This window comes from Chryseobacterium sp. Marseille-Q8038 (assembly GCF_965111995.1).
The window spans coordinates 1772373-1792102 of record NZ_CBCOPN010000001.1 but is presented as its reverse complement, the minus strand read 5'-3'; the positions used below and the strand labels follow the sequence as shown (position 1 = coordinate 1792102).

General features: G+C 39.4%; 14 protein-coding genes. 10 read left to right on the top strand and 4 right to left on the bottom strand.

What is annotated here, in order from left to right:
- Positions 1–2: 2 nt before the first annotated feature.
- Entirely contained in the window at positions 3–827 is an 825-nt protein-coding gene (locus ACWPWS_RS08305) for a class I SAM-dependent methyltransferase (protein ID WP_072996056.1), read from the bottom strand.
- Between the two features lie 478 nt (positions 828–1305).
- Between ACWPWS_RS08305 and ACWPWS_RS08300 the strand changes: the two genes are divergently transcribed.
- Both ACWPWS_RS08300 and ACWPWS_RS08295 read left to right on the top strand, forming a co-directional pair.
- On the top strand, positions 1306–1743 hold the full coding sequence (locus tag ACWPWS_RS08300; RefSeq protein WP_072996058.1) for a DUF1896 domain-containing protein: 438 nt from the start codon (positions 1306–1308) through the stop codon (positions 1741–1743).
- Positions 1730–7153, top strand: coding sequence for an N-6 DNA methylase (locus ACWPWS_RS08295; RefSeq protein ID WP_413930954.1), 5424 nt, complete (start codon positions 1730–1732; stop codon positions 7151–7153). Before ACWPWS_RS08300 ends, ACWPWS_RS08295 begins: the two co-directional genes overlap by 14 nt.
- Before the next feature lie 69 nt (positions 7154–7222).
- Here the strand turns inward: ACWPWS_RS08295 and mobC are convergent, their stop codons facing one another.
- The 3 genes from mobC to mobA form a co-directional block, all read right to left on the bottom strand.
- The gene (gene mobC, locus ACWPWS_RS08290; protein ID WP_070562173.1) at positions 7223–9223 is read right to left on the bottom strand and encodes a conjugal transfer protein MobC; all 2001 of its coding nucleotides are present in this window, start codon (positions 9221–9223) and stop codon (positions 7223–7225) included.
- A 102-nt stretch (positions 9224–9325) separates the two neighbouring features.
- Entirely contained in the window at positions 9326–10606 is a 1281-nt protein-coding gene (gene mobB / locus ACWPWS_RS08285; protein ID WP_072996062.1) for a conjugal transfer protein MobB, read from the bottom strand.
- Positions 10607–10614: 8 nt separating this feature from the next.
- Positions 10615–11046 carry a conjugal transfer protein MobA gene (mobA, locus tag ACWPWS_RS08280; protein WP_072996064.1) on the bottom strand — a complete coding sequence of 144 codons (432 nt, stop codon included), beginning with the start codon at positions 11044–11046 and terminating at the stop codon, positions 10615–10617.
- A gap of 709 nt (positions 11047–11755) precedes the next feature.
- On the opposite strand from mobA, the gene ACWPWS_RS08275 reads away from it, so the two are divergent.
- The 8 genes from ACWPWS_RS08275 (at position 11756) to ACWPWS_RS08240 (ending at position 19549) form a co-directional block, all read left to right on the top strand.
- Positions 11756–12523 carry a ParA family protein gene (locus ACWPWS_RS08275; protein WP_191179254.1) on the top strand — a complete coding sequence of 256 codons (768 nt, stop codon included), beginning with the start codon at positions 11756–11758 and terminating at the stop codon, positions 12521–12523.
- A gap of 12 nt (positions 12524–12535) precedes the next feature.
- Entirely contained in the window at positions 12536–12940 is a 405-nt protein-coding gene (locus tag ACWPWS_RS08270; protein ID WP_434394058.1) for a DUF3408 domain-containing protein, read from the top strand.
- Positions 12940–13245, top strand: coding sequence for a DUF3408 domain-containing protein (locus ACWPWS_RS08265; RefSeq protein WP_078702688.1), 306 nt, complete (start codon positions 12940–12942; stop codon positions 13243–13245). The genes ACWPWS_RS08270 and ACWPWS_RS08265 overlap by 1 nt, the downstream gene beginning before the upstream one ends.
- Before the next feature lie 12 nt (positions 13246–13257).
- A complete protein-coding gene (locus ACWPWS_RS08260) occupies positions 13258–13893 on the top strand; it encodes a conjugal transfer protein TraD (protein WP_434394059.1) in 636 nt (211 codons plus the stop codon).
- Positions 13894–13923: 30 nt separating this feature from the next.
- A complete protein-coding gene (locus ACWPWS_RS08255) occupies positions 13924–15276 on the top strand; it encodes a hypothetical protein (RefSeq protein ID WP_191179250.1) in 1353 nt (450 codons plus the stop codon).
- Positions 15277–15601: 325 nt separating this feature from the next.
- Positions 15602–16789: an AAA family ATPase gene (locus ACWPWS_RS08250; RefSeq protein WP_120181096.1), complete on the top strand. Its 1188-nt coding sequence runs from the start codon at positions 15602–15604 to the stop codon at positions 16787–16789.
- Positions 16790–16792: 3 nt separating this feature from the next.
- Positions 16793–19273 carry a S8 family serine peptidase gene (locus tag ACWPWS_RS08245; protein ID WP_434394060.1) on the top strand — a complete coding sequence of 827 codons (2481 nt, stop codon included), beginning with the start codon at positions 16793–16795 and terminating at the stop codon, positions 19271–19273.
- A 30-nt stretch (positions 19274–19303) separates the two neighbouring features.
- The gene (locus tag ACWPWS_RS08240) at positions 19304–19549 is read left to right on the top strand and encodes a DUF2188 domain-containing protein (RefSeq protein WP_078704232.1); all 246 of its coding nucleotides are present in this window, start codon (positions 19304–19306) and stop codon (positions 19547–19549) included.
- The last annotated feature ends 181 nt before the right edge of the window (positions 19550–19730 follow it).

Sequence of the window (19730 nt, the reverse complement as noted above, 5' to 3'; positions counted from 1 at the left end):
AGTTATTTTTTTTGAACAGCTATCATCATATGTGGGCTAAAAGGTAAAAGATAACTGTCATTTTCTGTGATTTTAATAAGTTCTAATAATGTTTTTTTCTTTTTGTTATTCAACATACTTGCAAAGTATTCTTTATCCAACCAAGCCATTCCTTCAACAGCATAAGTATTAATATGGGTTAATTCATGATTTATAAACTCGTCTTTTAGTTGTTCAGGTTTATGATAATATGCTTCTGCTAAAAGCCAAGGGAAATCATTTGGTGGATTATGTATTCCTGATGTCAATTCTTCTTTGCACATTTCAAAAAATGAATTTTTATGAATTAGTCCATTTAAAAGACCGACCAAAGTTGATGCGGTATAATTAATGGCAAAAGCTAATATAATTCCGTCATTTTTCAGAACTCGTTTAGCTTCACTAATGGTTAAAGCTCTGTCTTCTTTTTTTTGAAGATGATAAAGTGGTCCGTGAAGTATTATTAAGTCGGCAAAATTATTTTTAAATTCTAATTTCCGAGATTCACCCAATTGAACAGAAAATTTGTTTTTTAATTTATTCGCTCTATTTTGGGCTAACTTAATATGTTTAGGAACTGGTTCTATTAAATGAACTTGATGTCCTTTTTTTGCAAGCCATTCTGAATATTTTCCTGTACCGCCTCCAATATCAATTATTTTTGACGATGTAGATGGGATATATTTTTCTATAAGTGATTTAATTCTTTCAAATTCAAATATGCCCATTCCTTTATCAAGTCTGTTTTCTTCTGATGCATTATTATAAAATACTTCTATATTTCTGCTTATTAACTGTTTACTGTTCATTTTTAATCATTGTATTATCATCACTTATTGAAATATTGAACACATTGCAAAGTGATAAAGCAATCGATTTGTAATCAATTGTTTTTGTTTAAGATTGGATGAAATAACTGGATATGATTATCTGCGCATTAAAAAATCAGAAGATTTTATGCATTAATTGCTCGTTTTGTCGAGCTTGTCTTTTTGAGAAAGACACAGATAATATGTTAATTAGTAAATCAGACTACAAAGATAGAGATTCTGAATTAATTTTTTCGAGTTCGAGTTTTTTTTATTACATGTAATCTTTAAATATAAGCAATGCGTATATTTTATATGCAAACTTAAAAAGCTCATTTGTCAACCACAAAAATACGAATTAATTCCTCCTTCATTTACGAACTTACGCCAAACTCTTCCTCTCAAAGCCAAACCCTACCACTTTAACAAAGGCTCTTCTAAACTGCTATAATTTTAAAATTCTAAACAAAATTATAGTATGGATACACAACAAAAAGACCTATCGTATTTCAGGTTACGACTGCAAGGGTTATTAAACACCAGCTTTCCCGAAAAAGCATACGACCAAAAGTTTATAGACCAGCGTTCCTCGTGGGCCGCCAATGCCTACGAGGGTGCTTTTCGTTCTGGAAATACTATTGAGCAATGCAACGAAATAGCCAATTATATCCTGTTTGAAAAACTGCATTTCTCCAAATTCGATACCGTGTTTCAGGTGGTATGCAATGAGTTCGACTCTATAATGGCAGACGAGGAACTGCGACCGTTTGCCCTTAAAATGTTCCCAGTTTGCGAGCCTGTTTTCTCCAACTATAAACTAACCGATGACTTCGCATACGGTTATGAGTTTGACCTGCTCTATACCGAAATAACAGGAACCATCGCTATATGGATAACCGAAAATGGGCTTCAGTAAAAAGCAACATCTCCAACAGAATATTAATGCCCTGCGAATTGCTTTTAAACTGGAAAAGGAGAAACGACAAGCCACCGTAGGCGAAAGACTGCTAATGATGCAATACAGCGGATTTGGCGGTCTTAAATTCGTGTTGAACCCCATAGCGAACGAAATAGACATCAATAATTGGAGAAAAACAGAACACGACCTTTTCCCGATTACGCAGGAACTACACCAGCTACTCAAAGAAAATTCCGAAGACGAAAAGCAATACCGCAGGTATGTGGATAGTATGAAAAGCTCTGTACTGACAGCTTTTTATACACCGCCACAGGTCATAGATGCGGTTTCCTCCGTATTGCGTGAAAGCGGTCTGAACATCGATAAATTCCTCGAACCCTCCGCAGGTATCGGCTCATTCATACAATCCTTTTTGGAAAACCAACAAAGTGTTACCGCTTATGAAAAAGACTTGCTGACAGGCAAGATTTTAAAACGGCTTTATCCCGAAAGCAATATCCGTGTAAGTGGTTTTGAAGAAATCCCCGACAAGGAACAAAACAGCTATGATGTAATCGCCAGCAACATACCGTTTGGAGACACTTCCGTTTTTGACCTTTCCTATTCCCGAAGCAAGGACAGTGCAAAAGTACTGGCTGCCCGAAGCATACACAATTACTTTTTCCTGAAAGGTGCTGATATGCTCCGTGAGGGTGGTTTGTTGGCTTACATTACTTCGCAGGGCATTCTGAATAGCCCAAAGAACGAGCCGATACGCAGGGCGTTGATGCAGGATAATAATTTAGTTTCGGTTGTCCGCTTACCCAACAGCCTGTTTACGGAATATGCAGGTACGGAAGTCGGAAGCGACCTGATTATCCTGCAAAAGAATACGGCAAAACAAAATCTGACCGAAAGGGAAGATCTGTTTTGCCAAAGCAGGCAAACAGAATATAATACTCCGGGCAATGCACTCTTTCAGGACAATACAAGAATTGTACATACCGACCGGAAATTAGATACCGACCCTTACGGACAGCCTGCACTCATCTATATGCATAAAGGCGGGGTTGCCGGAATTGCCAAAGACCTCAAACGAATGCTTTCGGATGATTTTGGAAAACATCTGAATTTGAGTTTATATAAAGGCGAACTGAACGATGAGTCAATAACACAAATTCCCGCTACTCCCAAAGTTAGACCTCCAATTGTCGAACCTGTAACCATTCGGCAGGAAATACAACCTATATCAGTTCCGATAATAAATCGGGAAAGTCCGCAGGAATTAAAGCAACTAAGCATTTTTGACTTGTTTCAAAATATGGACGAACCTGTAATGGTTCTTGCTACGCCCAAAAGAACACCACAAGTTAAAAGACAAAGCACCAACAAGAGAAGAGGTGCAGTAGGTCGCCAACCTGACCTGTTCAGTAGTGCGATGCAGCAACCTTTTACGCCGCCTGTTACTAATAGAGCCACCAATGGAAATACATCTATCAATGGTAAAAAACAGGAAGCTATCGGCGACCTGTTTTCACAAATAAACGGGAATGGCCAAGCTGATAAGCCAGCCGTTCCCGATACCATTCCCGAATCTGCTACTTATAGTGGCGAACTGGAATCGTACCACCGTAACGATTGCCTTGTTGTGGATAATGGTTGGGTCGGTCATCTGCAAGATGTAGATACATCAGACGGTATGGCAGTTTTCCACCCTTTGCAGCTACCACCTTTACAAAGAGCAAGAGCCGAAGCGTACATAGCTGTACGTGATGTTTACCAAGAGCTTTACAATAAAGAGGCAACGTTGCAGACTGAACAAAAAGAAGAAAGGGAAAACCTTAACCTCCTTTATGATGCCTTTGTCAAAAGGTATGGAAACCTCAATAGTGCCAATAATATCAAGCTCATTAAAATGGATAGTTCCGGCAAGGAAATCCCTTATTTGGAGCGTGTCGTTGGTGGCGTGGTACACAAAGCGGATATATTCAGCCGTCCGGTAAGTTTCTCCACCTTAACAATAACAACGGACAATCCCGAAGAAGCGTTAGCGGCTTCGCTGAACAAATATGGAAATGTGGATTTGGACTATATGTCCGAAATCAGCGGTATGACCGATGATGCTTTGAAAGAAGCATTACACAGTCGTATTTACTACAATCCTTTGCAAAAGGAATATGAAATAGCCGAACGCTGGGTTGCAGGAAACGTAGTAGAGAAAGCTCAAGAGGTACAGAACTACATTGAAAACAATCCCAATGATACCGAAGCCAAAACAAGCCTTACCGTTTTGGAAGAAGCCCGACCAAGACGAATTGAGTTTGAGGAACTCGATTTTAATTTAGGCGAACGCTGGATACCCACTGGTATTTATGCCCGCTTTGCTTCACATCTTTTTGATACGGACGTACTGGTTCATTATTCTGAAAGTTCGGATGACTTTTCAGTAAAGTGCGACCGTAAGAATTTGCATATATGGGAAAAATACGCTGTCAAAGCTGAAAGCCGGACGTTTGACGGGATTGCCTTGCTCAAACACGCCCTTGTCAATACCACCCCCGATATTACCAAAAAAATCACGGTTGGCGACCAAGAGGTCAAAGTACGGGATATGGAAGCCATACAAATGGCGAACACAAAGATTGACGAAATCCGTACCGCCTTTACCGAATGGCTCCACGCCCAAAACGATGGGTTTAAAAACAGGCTGACGGGCCAATACAACGACACTTTTAATTGTTTCGTCCGACCAAACTATGACGGAAGCCATCAGGATTTTCCGGGACTGGACCGCAAAGCATTGGGCATCGAAGACCTGTATTCAAGCCAAAAGGATACCGTTTGGATTATAAAGCTGAACAATGGTGCTATCTGCGACCACGAAGTAGGTGCAGGAAAAACGTTGGTAATGTGTACCGCCGCACAGGAAATGAAGCGTTTGGGATTGGCTCACAAGCCGATGATTATAGGGCTGAAAAGCAATGTTCACGAAATTGCCGAAGCCTACCGCACTGCTTACCCACACGCCAAGATCCTGTTTCCGGGCAAAGAAGATTTTACACCACAAAAACGTCAGCGGATATTTGGCGATATTAAAAATAACGATTGGGATTGTGTGATACTGACACACGACCAATTCGGGATGATACCGCAATCGCCCGAAATTCAAAAGGAAATCCTCGAAATAGAACTGGGCAGCGTGGAACGAAACCTCGATGCGTTACAATCGCAAGGCAAAGAAGTGACCAGAGGAATGCTTGCCGGAGTAATCAAGCGGAAAGAAAACCTTGAAGTCAAACTCAAAACCCTGCAACACGATATTGAAAACCGCAAAGATGATGTGGTAGATTTTAAAATGATGGGCATTGACCATTTGTTCGTAGATGAAAGTCATCAATTCAAAAACCTGATGTTCAACACACGGCATACGAGGGTTGCCGGATTGGGCAATGTGGACGGAAGCCAAAAGGCGATGAACTTGCTCTTTGCTATCCGTACCATTCAGGAACGCATCAATGCGGATATGGGGGCAACTTTCCTTTCTGGCACAACTATCAGTAATTCGTTGACGGAACTGTACTTATTATTCAAATACCTGCGACCAAGAGCATTGGAAAAACAGGGTATTCACTCTTTTGATGCGTGGGCAGCTATCTACGCAAGAAAAACGACCGATTATGAATTTTCGGTAGCGAACAATATCGTAGCCAAAGAGCGTTTCAGATACTTTATCAAAGTACCAGAGCTTGCCCAATTCTATTCTGAAATTACGGATTACCGAACAGCAAAGGATATAGGTATTGACCGCCCCAACAAGAACGAGGTACTTTACAATATACCGCCTACACCTGACCAGGAAGAATTTATCCAAAACCTGATGCAGTTTGCCAAAACAGGCGATGCGACCTTATTAGGAAGAGAACCTTTATCACAAAGTGAAGAAAAAGCAAAGATGCTCATCGCTACGGATTATGCCCGTAAAATGTCGCTTGATATGCGTATGGTAAGCGGTGCGTATGATGACCACCCCGACAACAAGGCTTCGCATTGTGCGGCAAACATTGCCAAGTACTACAACCAATACAACGCACAAAAAGGGACGCAGTTCGTTTTCTCTGATTTGGGAACATATAAGCCCAGCGAATGGAATGTGTACTCCGAAATCAAACGCAAGCTCGTGGAAGACCACGGCTTGCCTATGCACGAAGTCCGTTTTATACAGGAAGCCAAAAATGATAAACAGCGTAAGGAGCTTATCAAAGGAATGAACGAGGGAAAAATCCGTGTGCTGTTCGGTTCTACAAGTATGTTGGGCACAGGTGTCAATGCACAGAAAAGAGCCGTTGCCGTTCATCATCTGGATACGCCGTGGCGACCAAGCGACCTTGCCCAAAGGGATGGCAGAGCTGTTCGTAAAGGCAATGAGATTGCCAAATTCTTTGCAGACAATAAAGTAGATGTGATTATCTATGCTGTAGAAAAATCATTGGATAGCTATAAGTTTAACCTGCTGTACAATAAACAGCTATTCATTGACCAATTAAAAAACAATAATCTTGGCAAACGGACTATTGACGAGGGCAGTATGGACGAAAAATCAGGAATGAATTTTTCGGAATATGTGGCTATCCTTTCTGGAAATACCGACCTGTTGGATAAAGCCAAATTAGAAAAACAGATTGCCGGATTGGAAAGCGAAAAACAGGCGTTCAACCGTTCAAAGTATAGTGCGAAGTACAAATTGGAAGACTATAAGGCTGAACTTGATAAAGCCCAATCCCGCTTTGACCGAATGAGCCTTGATTGGAATAATCTGCAAGGGCGAATCAAAAAACGTTCGGACGGTACAATGGCAAATCCTGTACAGTTGGATGGTTTGCCGCCCAATGCGGATATCAAACAAATCGGTGCAAAACTCAATCAGCTTGCGGACAAAGCCCGTACAGGAGGTCAGTATGTAGAAATTGGCAGCTTGTACGGATTTACTTTGTTGGTCAAAACCGAAATGTCTGAAAAAGAAGGCTTGGATATTCGGATAAACCGTTTCTTGGTTGAAGGCGAAGGAAACATAAAATATACTTACAATAATGGTATCATTGCCAAAGATGAAAAATTAGCGTCCTTGAATTTCCTTAATGCGTTGGAAAAACTACCTGCTTATATCGAACAGGAACAAAAGAAAATTACTGAAACACAAAAAGACCTGCCTGTTCTTCATGAAGTGGTAAACGGTACGTGGTCTAAGGAAAACCGATTGAGTGAACTCAAAACAGAACTGGCTGCCGTTGAGCGGAAGATACAATTGTCTATCTCGCCTGAAACTAAAGAAGAACCACTGGAACAAACCGAAAAACAGAAAGAAGCCCCAAAGGTTTCTGAAAGTATTGTACAGACAAAAGGTATTCAATTACCCAGGGGTGTATTGTGACTTGTACTGTATTTGCAAAATAAAAAAGCTGGCAAATAATGACCAGCTTTTTTCATATACTTCCATTGGCTATTCTTTTTGTACCAAATGCTGCAAATTTGGGTCGTTTTTGATACGCTCCAATTCGGTTTCGATAATCTGTACAATGTCTTGTTTTATTTGACGGTAATTGCTTTCAATCTGTTGTTTCATTTTATCATCGCCCTGCTCATCTACAAAGGATAAAATATGCGGTATCTTTTGATAGGCTTTTGCTTCGGAAGCTACCTTTTCATTATTCACCACGATTTCAGCGTGAAATATTTTTTGTTCGATACGTTCATCGAAGTTATCTGATACAGATCCAACAAACATACCCTGAGTAAGCGTTGAAATTTTGGAAGCCGGAATAAGGCTGTCTAACTGTGTGGATATAGAAGTTGATTTATCGTTACGGTTAATAGTCAGACTTTGGCGTTTCTGCAACACTTTTCCGAACCTTTCCGAAAGGCTCTTTGCCGTTTCGCCAACCACCTGACCACTGAAAATATTACCTACTGTATTCTGAATAACTTTGCTCTCTTTGTCGCCGTAATCCCTTGTTAATTGCGAAAAATCCTGAAAGCCCAAACAAACTGCCACCTTATTACTTCTTGCCGTTGCGATAAGGTTATCCAGCCCTCTAAAGTAAATCGTGGGTAGCTCATCTATAATAACGGAACTCTTTAATTGCCCTTTTTTGTTGATGAGCTTTACAATTCTTGAATTGTACAAACCCAATGCAGCCGAATAAATATTCTGGCGGTCAGGATTATTACCTACACATAAAATCTTCGGCTCTTTTGGATTGTTGATGTCCAACGAAAAATCATCGCCTGTCATTACCCAATAGAGTTGCGGCGAAATCATTCTTGATAAAGGAATTTTTGCCGATGCTATTTGTCCTTGTAACTGATCTTGTGCCCCTCCTTGCCACGCATCCATAAAGGGAGACAGATAATTCTCCAAATCAGGATATGAAGTTAAAATAGTAAATACATCCGAATACTTTTTATTTAGCAATTCGATAGCGTGTGGGAAAGTGCAATACTTACCGTTCTGGTATATTTTCAGATACCAAATTATTGCTGCCAATAGGATAATTGGGCTTTCCACGAAAAAATCCCCTTGCTTCTGTATCCAGCTTCGATTAAGGTTCAGCATAATGGTATATGCTGCTTCATAAGCATCAGAAATGTCTGTCATAAAGTCGGGATTGAGTGGATTGCAACGGTGGCTCTTGCGTGGGTCATCAAAATTTATCACGTAGAATTTGGGCTGAACTTTGTACTTATCCCGATGCTTCAATAGATGATTGTAGGCAATGGTAGAAAGGTCGTCAAATTTGAAATCGTAGATGTACATTGAGAACCCTTTCTCAATCTGTTGCTTGATATAGTTGTTTACGATTGCGTACGATTTTCCTGAACCTGGAGTTCCCAACACAATCGAGGCTCGAAAAGGATTGACTATGTTAATCCAGCCATTGTTCCATTTTCCTTTGTAATAAAACTTTGTGGGAAGATTGACGGAGTATTCGTTTTCCATCAATTTAGTTTCCTGATGAAAACTCTCGTTCTCATTATTGAAAACATCATCCATCAGATTGGTACGGAGCAATCGGCCCATCCAAACTCCGGCTACCATTAAAAAGATATAACCTAAACTTGTGGTAAGGATATAAAGGATTGTGGCGGTGTTTATTGATAGCCTTAATAAAGGTGCATTCAGAAAAAACAGGATAAAGCCAATCCCCAAAGCCACATAAATTTTAGACCAGGTTATTTTATCATTCTTTACGCCTTTTGTACCTAAACAGCTTAATGCCAACATTACCAAGGCAAACAGTTTGGTATATAAGGTGTGCGAAAATAGTCCAGCCGTACGCTGAAAATTACCTAATATTTTGTTGATTACTTCTAAAGTCCAGTGACGTTCTATAAAGAAACCATAGCAGAACCAATAAAGGTGCATCAGTACCAAAAGGATACTTACTGCCCGCATAAAAGCCATTATTTTGGCTAAACCTCTTAAATCGTCTTCTCCCTGCATTATTTATTAGTTTTAATGTTCGGGCGTGAATTTAATGGCTCTAAATAGTTACTATAAGAATGTGGCAGTTAATGGCAGTGCGTGGCCGTGTTTGGCTTATTTCTATCTTTGACGTTTTCTTTTCTTCTTCATTTTGTTGGCAAAATCCTGTTCCTCGTAATCTTCGCCCCGGTCTTCGGGCAACAATCCACCTAACGCCTCAATCAAGCCGTCTTCGTGTTTTTCAGAAGTATTCAGGAAGTCGAACAAATGATGTGGTTCTTCAGTAGGTAGTTCTGCTTCATGAGGTCCTGATATTTTCGATTGTGGTTCAACAGGCTCTTTAATTTCCAGTTTGATATTATTGTTCCAACAATCATTAAATGTATTGGCAGAAAGTTCCTTTCCCAATCGTGAGCCGTTCCAAACCGTTTTAGAATTATGGTCTATAAAAGTTATTCCGTAAATACGTCCTGTGTCATTTCTACGAACCACTACATTAATGCCCTGTTCGCTTAACCATTTTTTAAAAGCCTGCTCATCACTTGTTGACTTTAGGGCAATGGTAACGGCAGCTTTAATGGTTGGCTTTGTCGGGTGAGCTTTTAAAGCCTCTTTATTTTTTGCAAAATGTAATTCCAAAGTCGGTAACCCTGCGTTCTTTCCGAAAAGCGAAGCCTTAAACGGATGCCCGGCTCTATCCCCTTTTGCATTTAAGGGAATGTACAGTAAACCTTGCCGTAACTGCCCCTGCAATTCACCCTCTACTTTTTCGGTGGTAACATTGAACAGGGAAAGCAGAGCATTGTATTCTCCCAAAGTTTGGCATTGATAATAGTTCGGCAGGTGTCGGACTACTGAAGCTATCTGACTTTTCACATCGCCTGCTTTATAATCTACCTGCCGGAAAACCTTGTCGTTCTGCCGATGCTCCTTTTCCGTTGCGGGTATCAAATCTTGTTTCCTTTCGAGTTCACGGCACACTTTCATAGACCGCATTTTTTCGAACTTGTCCGAAATCTTTTTGCCCTCCGCGTCCACACAAACTGATACAATATGGATATGACTGCGGTCAATATCAGTATGTTTAAAGACTATAAAAGGTTGTTCACCGTAACCCATTTCACGCATATACTTCTCTGCCATTTCCCTGAACTTGTCATCACTTACCTTGTCTTTTGGGTCGGGATTGAGTGAAATATGCAACGTATGTTTCTCGGTATTGCGGTTGGATATCAGGTAAGGTGCAAAAGATTGTGCTAATTGGGCAACGGAATAGAGGCCGTGAGGTGTTTCTATCATTTTATTGGTAAACAAAATTTTTCCGTTTTCATTTACCACTTTAAGATGATTGTACGCCAAAGCCCCGTGTAAATTTCCGCTTCTTCCGATTTTCGCTATCATTTCTAAGGCTATTTTTTCATATACTTCGCATCAAATTCTTCGGTTAGCTGAATGATTTTTTGGCATAGCATCGCCATTTCAGCCGTCTGTTTTTCCAATTTGTACAGGAATGCCGCGGCTTTTTTCTCGGAAAAATTCTTGTACAGCAGCTTTAAAATCTGGTTATAGTTTATACCTACGGAACGAAACTGGCTGTGAAAAGAAGTCAGTCGCATATAAAAATCAACCGTTCCCTTGTCAATTTTAACCGATTTCATTTCCTTACTAAACAGCAGGTAAATAATAAACTTTGCTTTATTGGGCATTCCCGATGCTTCAAAAAGCGATAAAAGTTTGGCGTTTTCTTCGTCCGTAAGGCGGAAAACGTGGCGGTGGATGCTTGGGTCGGTCTTAGCTCTCCGTCCGCCCTTATTCTGTTTTTTGTTATTGTTCTCGTTCATCACTAATTCATTTTAAATTCACACAAAAACGCTGACTTCGGAAAGACGTTTTTTAAGCTCCAAGCAGGGCAAGTTGTTTTGAGGCACTAACTCGGTTTCGAGTGCCTTAAAACACAACTTGCCGTGTTCTGTTGAACACAAAAATCCGCCCTGCGGGACGGATTAAATGTAACAGGGAAAAACGGCTCGATGCCGTTCCCGTTACCCTCCGATTTGTCAAAAGAATTTTGCATAAATCCATTAATAAAAATCATTGTACAAAGTAAAGCCCTGTTTACGAAAGCATTGTACTGTATAACAGTGCCAAACACTGCCTTTGAACGCCAAACACTGCCACACCGCAATCAGCGGTCAAATCAATCTCTTTATTTGCCGTATAATTTTAGTGCAGGTAGTAAAAAATGTATTTCAACAAAGAAGAAAATCAGGTTTGAAAACAAGCGGTTTGGAATAAAAGCATAGGGTTTTAAAAGCATAAAACAATAAAACAATAAAAGTGTAAAAGCATAAAAGCGGTAAAGCAATTTACCTGTTGCAAGTTTTGCCACTTGCCAAAGAATGTACCTGACAAGGCAAAAATGAAAGCAAATACCTGTGCAGAAAAGTACGCAAAAGGGAATGCAGGAATATAGGAATGAGGTAATAATCAGATAAACCAATATTCAATCCTGCAAAACAAATAAAGTGTGTAACAATAAATTTTTAAATAATGGAAACGACAAAGAAAACTTTAAAAATCAGTTTCTCCACCCAAAAGGGCGGTGTGGGAAAATCTACGATGACCACCTTGCTGGCAAGTGTACTTCATTACCGTTTAGGTTTTAATGTGCTGGTAATGGACTGCGACTTTCCACAGCACAGCCTGACCAATATGCGTGAACGGGATAAGAGAACCATAATGCAGAACGACTACCATAAAAAGGCAGCAATGAAGCAGTTCCAAGCCATCAACAAAAAAGCGTACCCGATTATCAAATGCAAGGCTGAAACGGCTCTGGAGAAAGCATCGGAATATAGAAGCCAGTCGGCGGTTGTACCGGATGTGGTTTTCTTCGACCTGCCGGGAACAGCCAATACCAAAGGCGTACTGACTACCTTGAAAAAAATGGACTTTATCTTTTCGCCCATTACTGCCGACCGTTTGGTAGTGGAAAGTACATTGGGCTTTACCAAAGCCTTTCTCGGACTTCCCCAAACGGACGAGGGCAATCCCGAACAAGAGATATGGCTGTTTTGGAACCAAGTGGACGGCAGGGAAAAAACAGGTTTGTATGATGCGTATCAAAGTGTCATCAAAGAACTCAACCTGCCCATAATGGAAACAAGGATAATGGATAGCAAGCGTTTCCGAAAGGAAACAGACGACACGGGCAGTTATGTATTCCGGTCAAGTTTGCTGCCTGCCGAACCACAGCTAATGAAAGCAACCAAAATGGATTTATTTGTCGAGGAGTTTTTAAAAATCGTTCATCTATAAAAACAGTAAAGTATGGCTTCAGATAACAAAAACAACGATTTTGAAAAGCCCAATGTTGATGAGGAATACCTTATGAACGTCATAAGTGGCGATGAGCCTGTTGCTCCACCGAGCAATAATAAAGAGCAGGATGTACCAAAGGAAACCAAGCCCAGGGAAAAAGCCCGGAATAGTTCATCAAAGAAAGCAGACTACGAGGAAACATTTTTGGTCAATCGGTTTCCATCGGGGCGTAACGGAAAGGTGGTTTACATACGCCCTGAATACCACGAAAGATTGCTCCGCATCGTTCAACTGACAAGGGAAGAAAGAACTACGCTCTACTCTTACATTGACAACATTCTTGAAAATCATTTCAGGGAGTACGGGGACGATATTACCAATTATTTCAACGAACATTTTAAACCCATTCTATAATGAAGAAAGATAAAAAGAACAGGAATGCTATTGTATCCGGCAACAGCTCCGATACAGTTAGCAATACGACTAAAACAACCTATGAAAACGCATTTATGCAAATGAATAAAATGCAGAAAAGAGGCAATAAAAGTATATACCTAAGTCCTGCACATCACGAACGTTTAACCCGCATTGTACAGATTATAGGCGATGATAAAATACCCTTGTTTGCCTATCTCAATAATATTCTTGAACATCATTTTAAAGTGTTTGAAGATATGATTACAAAGGAGTTCAACGAAAAATACAAAGGCTTATTTTAAAAACCCTACGTTATGGAAATAGTAATTGTGATATGCCTGCTGATAGTCATTGTCCTGCTTTTGCAGGATAAGATTGTCATTCATAAAAGGTCAAAGCAAGAACCTCCGCAGAAGAAATTCAATCCGAACCTGCCCGATATTATGGGGCAACCTAAATCCGTAGAACGCCTTTCAGTGCCAAACACTGCCACTGAACGCCAAATTGAGGAACCGGAGATAAACCCTGCTAATTTAGACATTGAATACGACGAAAATGAAAACGTCGGCATTCAAATCCGCAAGGAAGAGCTGGACGAAGTTTTCAGTAATATGCCTGATTTGGAGGAAGAGGAAGAAGATTGGAATAGGTATGGAATATCCAGTGGCGATAACAGTCTTGCCCAAGGGGTTACCTTTGAAGAACTAAGCTCCGTAGGTGCATTGCTCCAAAAAGAGAATTTGGAACAATCACAAAAGGAAACAGCGGTAGATATAGTTCAAAGAATACAGGGGACTGAATTATTCAGTCTGCTGGAAAATTCCATCGAGGGTGCCTCCCGAAAAATTGCCGAGCTTTTGGATAGCACACTCTCATCTGAAACGGAAGCCGGTTCTTCCACTTTGCGGAAAAATGATTTGAATGATTTTGACATTGGGGAGTTTGTATAGACTTCCCTTTGTCTTTTAAAATAAGAAAATATGGAAAATGGATTGCCTAATACCAATATAGAACCGGGCAGTTTGCTTGACCTGCGTTTGAATAAAGGCATGCTACCTACACTTGATATTGCAGGTCATACATTCTACGTGGATTTACGCATGAACAAACTACGGCCAAAGGACGACTTTATATCCAAAGGCATAGACTTTACTGAAATAAAAGATTATTATGACCGAGACAGACGGGCATTTGTTATTCCCTATAATCCAACAAAACGCGAATTTCAGCAGGACGATGTTTCTAAAATGACCGAACTGCCTACTGATATTATCATAGTGCAGTTTCCCAATCAGTATGAATTGGATATAGTGGGATGGAATAGAAAGCATGGTAATAGCCTAACTGATCAGGATGTGAAACAAATGCACTTTGAAGCGCGTACCCTGCCGTGGGTAGATACCAATGTGATTGAGCATATAAAACGTAATGTTGCCGAACAGCTACATCCAAAAGAAGAATATATTGTCAACCAGCCAAAGGACAATCTGTATAAGATACCAACCGATACACAAAGGGTACTTCCGACATATAAAGTATTCGGAACAGAATTTATCGTCGATGTCAATCAGTTGGAACTCCGTCAAAAAGCCAATCCGAAAAATGTAATTTCTCTATCCGACATGGAAGAAAAAGCAGTACAGGGCTACAGATTTTGGTACAGCCCAAACACAAAGGGCTTGACGACATATGCCGAACCAGGAGCAAAATTAGCAGAGATACCCGACTTTGTAAAACTCGACCCAACTGGGATGTCAAAGAAATATAATATTTCCGAAGATATTATGGCGGGAATGGACGATTTCAAACTAATGGTTAATCAGGATGCGTTCGATAAAATTGCTTACAAAGGTATTATTCCAACAATAGATATTGCGGGGCATACCTTCTATATTGACTTATTCAATGACAAATTGCACCCTAAAGATGATATCTGGTCACGGGGCATCATCTTTTCCGAACTCAAACATTATTATTCGTACAAAGACGACACCTATACAATTCCGTACAATCAAGGGACACATACCTTTCAGGAAGTGAGCCTCAATGTCAAGGAGGTTCCCAAAGACCTTATTGTTGTACAAATTCCCGGCAAACGTACCCTTGACCCAATTGGTCAAAACAAAGCGGGTGACTTAAATAGTTCAGACTATTTAAAAAAACATGGAGTGCAACTGAAATTTGACGCCAAAGTAATACCGTGGCATCAGACCCGTTTTGCGGAAACCGTAAAGCAAAACAATGGACAAGAAGTAAAGGTAGGACAAAAAAAATCTACTAGTCCAAAGCCAGAGGAAAGTGAATTCAGCAAAAGAAAAGGTCGCAGAATGTGAATTAAGCATGCTAAAAAGCTAGCTATTGGGCAGTTACCTTTTCTTTGAAACTGAAGTTTATTCTTTTGTTTTGTGGAAAATGATTTTGGAGAATTTTGACATTGGGAGTTTGTTTGATAGCAAGCTCCCTTTTCTATTTGCAATGCTCCCCATTTATTAATATTCATGAAACATACTCACTTTCATGTCGTTAAACTTGTTTTTAATAGAAAATAGAAACTAAAATCTTTTTTTTGGAAATTTATATCAAAAAATGGAAATAAAAATCTTGTTTTGGAAATTTATTACTATATTTGCATTTATAACTTAAGAAACAAATAAGCAAATGCTCAAATATTTCAGTATAGTACAAGCTCTAAGCAGGTCCGCATTGGCAACGCCGAATGAAGCTGTCACGCATCAAATTAGAAGATTAAAAGAAAGTCTGGAAAAAGATGGGTTTGCTAAAGAGGCAAAGTCATTGGAGGCTTTGTTGACTGCTTCTGAATCATCGCTTGACATGTCTCCAAGTAAAATCCAAAGATCTTTCGTTGTTTTAAAAGGCGAGGAAGTAACTCCTAAGACATCGATTCCTGTAGATAAGGAGACATCAACTCCATTGGCAGAGATTTTTTTTCCTGATGATCTACCAGAAAAAGCCCCAATGTTTGATGGTAATATCCAGCTTGCTATTCACTCAATTGTAAATGAATGGAGTAAATTCGATCAACTTTTAGAAATTAATGCTACTCCTGCTAGCTCTTGCTTAATTTATGGTGCGCCAGGAACTGGTAAAACACATTTAGCAAAATGGATTGCAAAACAAATTGGATTACCTGTAGTGCTGGCAAGGTTAGAAGGGCTTATGTCTTCGTATTTAGGAACTACATCTCGAAATATTGGTAATCTGTTCGCTTTTGCTAATAGGTATAAATGCATCTTACTTCTTGATGAGTTTGATGCAATTGCTAAACTCCGTAACGATCCACAGGAGGTTGGTGAAGTAAAAAGAGTAGTCAATACGTTGTTGCAAAGTCTAGATTCACGTCATGAAAAAGGTTTTACCATTGGTGTAACCAACCATGAAAGTCTTCTTGATCCCGCTATTTGGAGAAGGTTTGATATACAGGTTGAAATTCCTAAACCTTCTCCCGAAGTAATGATTCAATTACTCAAGAATTTTATTACGCCTTTAGAATTTAACGAAAGTGAGATTAAATTTTTAGCATGGTGCCTAGATGGTTCATCAGGTGCTGATGCAGAAATGCTTTCAAAATGGCTAAAGAGAGCTTTTGTCTTAGAAAAGAAAAGCAATATCGTAGAAGTAATGAAGCAATTTGCTGTACTCAACTCTGGAAGGGTAGACACAAAAAAGAGAAATGTTATGGTTCACAGTGATGAAGATTTTATAAACATGCTGTTAAACGATAAGGTTTACTCTTTTAAACAGAAAGATCTAGCATCATTGTTCGGAATGACCCCGTCAACTTTGAGTAAGCAGCTATCGAAATTTAAAGATTCTGAAAAAATATAAGTTATGGCAAATAGTCCTGTTCAAATAGTATTAAATAGCGATGCTTTTATCGAGGCATTAGAAAATAATGGTGGCGGTGGTTCTAAAGACTTTTTTGCCGGAAATGATACTGAATTCATAGAGCATCGAGATAACATTCAAAATCAGCTTAGTGAGATAAAGAGCATGCAATTGGTAAATAGTTTTGCTAAGGTTTCTTATGCGAAAGTTACATTAAAGCAAACGGCATTAGCAAAAAGTCATCGCCCAACTTCACAAGTTTTTAAAAGGGATGTTGCTCCTATAATTGGAGCTGGAGATTTGGGAGAATTATTTGTCGAACTGACGCCAGAAAGTATTGATAAAATAAATACTAAAGTTGGACAGGCTGAACCCGAAACAAGATATAAAGAAAAGAATGGGAAGAATGAACCTAATCCTTCAAGATTAAGAAGTGAAGTCGGTGCAATTGAAGGAATTAGCCCATATACTGCAAGTGACAAAAGGAATTTTTCTGTTAAAGAAGCCGTAAAATGGCTATCTAATCCTCAAACTGGCGGTTCGTATATGGTAGAATTGTTTGAAGCTCCTCCGGCGAGGCAAGATTGGGATTTACTAAGCAAATACAAATTCGATTTGTTTGATAGCTTTTTTGGCGGGTTAACCATTTTAGGCACAGGCTTATTTGTGTCAAGAATTACTACTGGTCAGGGCTCATCTATTGTATTTGGTATCAAATTAGAAAAAACCGATTCAACTCCTGTAATACAGCTTTACTCATCATCAACAGCAGGCAAATCAGGTGAGAAAAAATCTATTGACCTAAACTTGGAGAGACATAACGAATTATTAGAATATTTGGGAAATCATCCATTGGTAAAAAAAGTTACTCTTCCTCCCATCATTACACAAAGCTCAACTGTCAAGTCTCAGGTCAAAGGTGAAAACTTTACTGTTCTTGCTCCTGATCATGAAGGCTCATATCCAAAAATATGCGTTGTAGACGGAGGTGTTTCAGATGTTTATGGCGACTGGATAGAAGATCGTTGGGGATTAATTAGCAGCATGGACAAAGACGAAAATCACGGTACTTTTATAGCTGGATTAGCAATATTTGGCCAACAATTAAATGGAAAGGCTATTTGCAGGGAAATTGATGGTTGTAAAATTATAGATCTTGATATATTACCTCGTGCTGATAGATATAGCTCGTACTATTCAAAACCTCTAGAATTTTTTAATGAACTTGAAACTGCTGTTCAGGAATTAAAAGCTAGAACTGGAGTTCGAATATTTAACTTCAGCCTGAATATAGAAGAGCATGCATCAACTACAGGCTATAGCGTTCCAGCACAAATTTTGGACAAAATTGCAGAAGAAAACGATGTCGTTTTTGTTATTTCGGCGGGTAATACACATCCTAGAGATATTAGAAAAGAATGGCCTGTGGATCATTTTGATGCATTAAAAATATTAGCTTCTTCGAGAAATGATGCTATTAAAAAACCAGCTGAAAGCTGTCGTAATATAAGTGTTTCAGCTTTAAATCCTCCGCATCTGGAAGGTGTTGTTCCCTATGCTCTAAGTAGTTACAGTTGTCGAGGACCTGGACTACGAGTAGGACTCAAACCTGATTTTGCTCATATTGGTGGTTCTGGAACTAGTCACCCAACTTTAGGACATGGTCTTCTATCTTTAGATCCAACGAGTAACATTGTAGATGGTTGCGGAACTAGCTACGCTGCTCCTAATGTTGCAAAGACTTTAGCAAGTCTTGATCATTCGATTGAAGGTATAGTTTCAAGGGAAACACTAATCGCTCTCGGAATTCATCATGCTGTATTGCCAGAGTCTCTCAACGATAAAAATTTGAGAAATGTCTCCAAACACTTGGTTGGATTTGGCATGCCGGATGGTTCTGAAAACATTTTGAACGGAAATTCATCTGCAATAACATTAGTATTTGCAAACCGAGCTATAAGTGGTCATAAAATGAGTTTTAAATTTTCATGGCCTTCAAGTTTAGTAAGGGATGGTAAATGCTTTGGGCACGCAAAACTCACCATTGTAAGCACTCCAAGGTTTGATTACAGATTTGGATCTGAGTTTGTAAGAATAAATATCGACGCAGCTTTAAGGCAGCTACAAAATAATGGTAACTACAAAGGAAGGTTGAATGCAATTTATACGCCAGAAGAAGGTGACGGAAGTTTATACGAGAAAGATCAGATTGAACATTCTTTTAAATGGAGTCCAGTGAAAGTTTATGAAAAAACTTTCCCCCGAGGAGTTGGACCATCGACAGAATGGAAACTAGATGTAGAGTACTTATCAAGAGATGGTGTAACTATACCAGCTGCTGGTGTACCATTTACAGCAATACTAACAATTTCAGATCCTAATAGTGAGAAACCAGTATTTAATGACATGCGACAAATGCTCCAGTCTCTTGGAGTTCAAGCGGTTGATATCAAAACTGCAGCTCGAATTGTACCAAGAGTTTAATTTAAGAATTTTAAAAAAAAACATATAATTATGGCAAATTACCATGTAACACAAAAAAAAGGGCAAGACGGATGGAATGTCCAAAAGGAAGGCGGCAAGAAAGCTTCAGCAATTGCCAGTACTCAAAAGCAAGCTGAACAACTAGCAAAACAGTTTTCATCAAATAATGGCGGAGGAGAAGTTAGAATACATCGCCCAAATGGTGGACCAATTAGAGATAGTGACACTGTTAAACCCGGAAACGATCCAAAATCAGTAAAAGACACAAAATTTTAATGAGAAAGAGGCGAGTAAGAAAATAAAAAACCAGGCGAAAATCACCTGGCTTGATTCCTTAAGGGAAACAAAAGCCCTTGCAAGGCTCTTGGTAGTAATGTTTTTGCACTTCAAAACTACCTCCTTTATTTGAAATAAACAAGCTTTTCGTGATTTTAAACCTCCTGCCAATACAATTCAG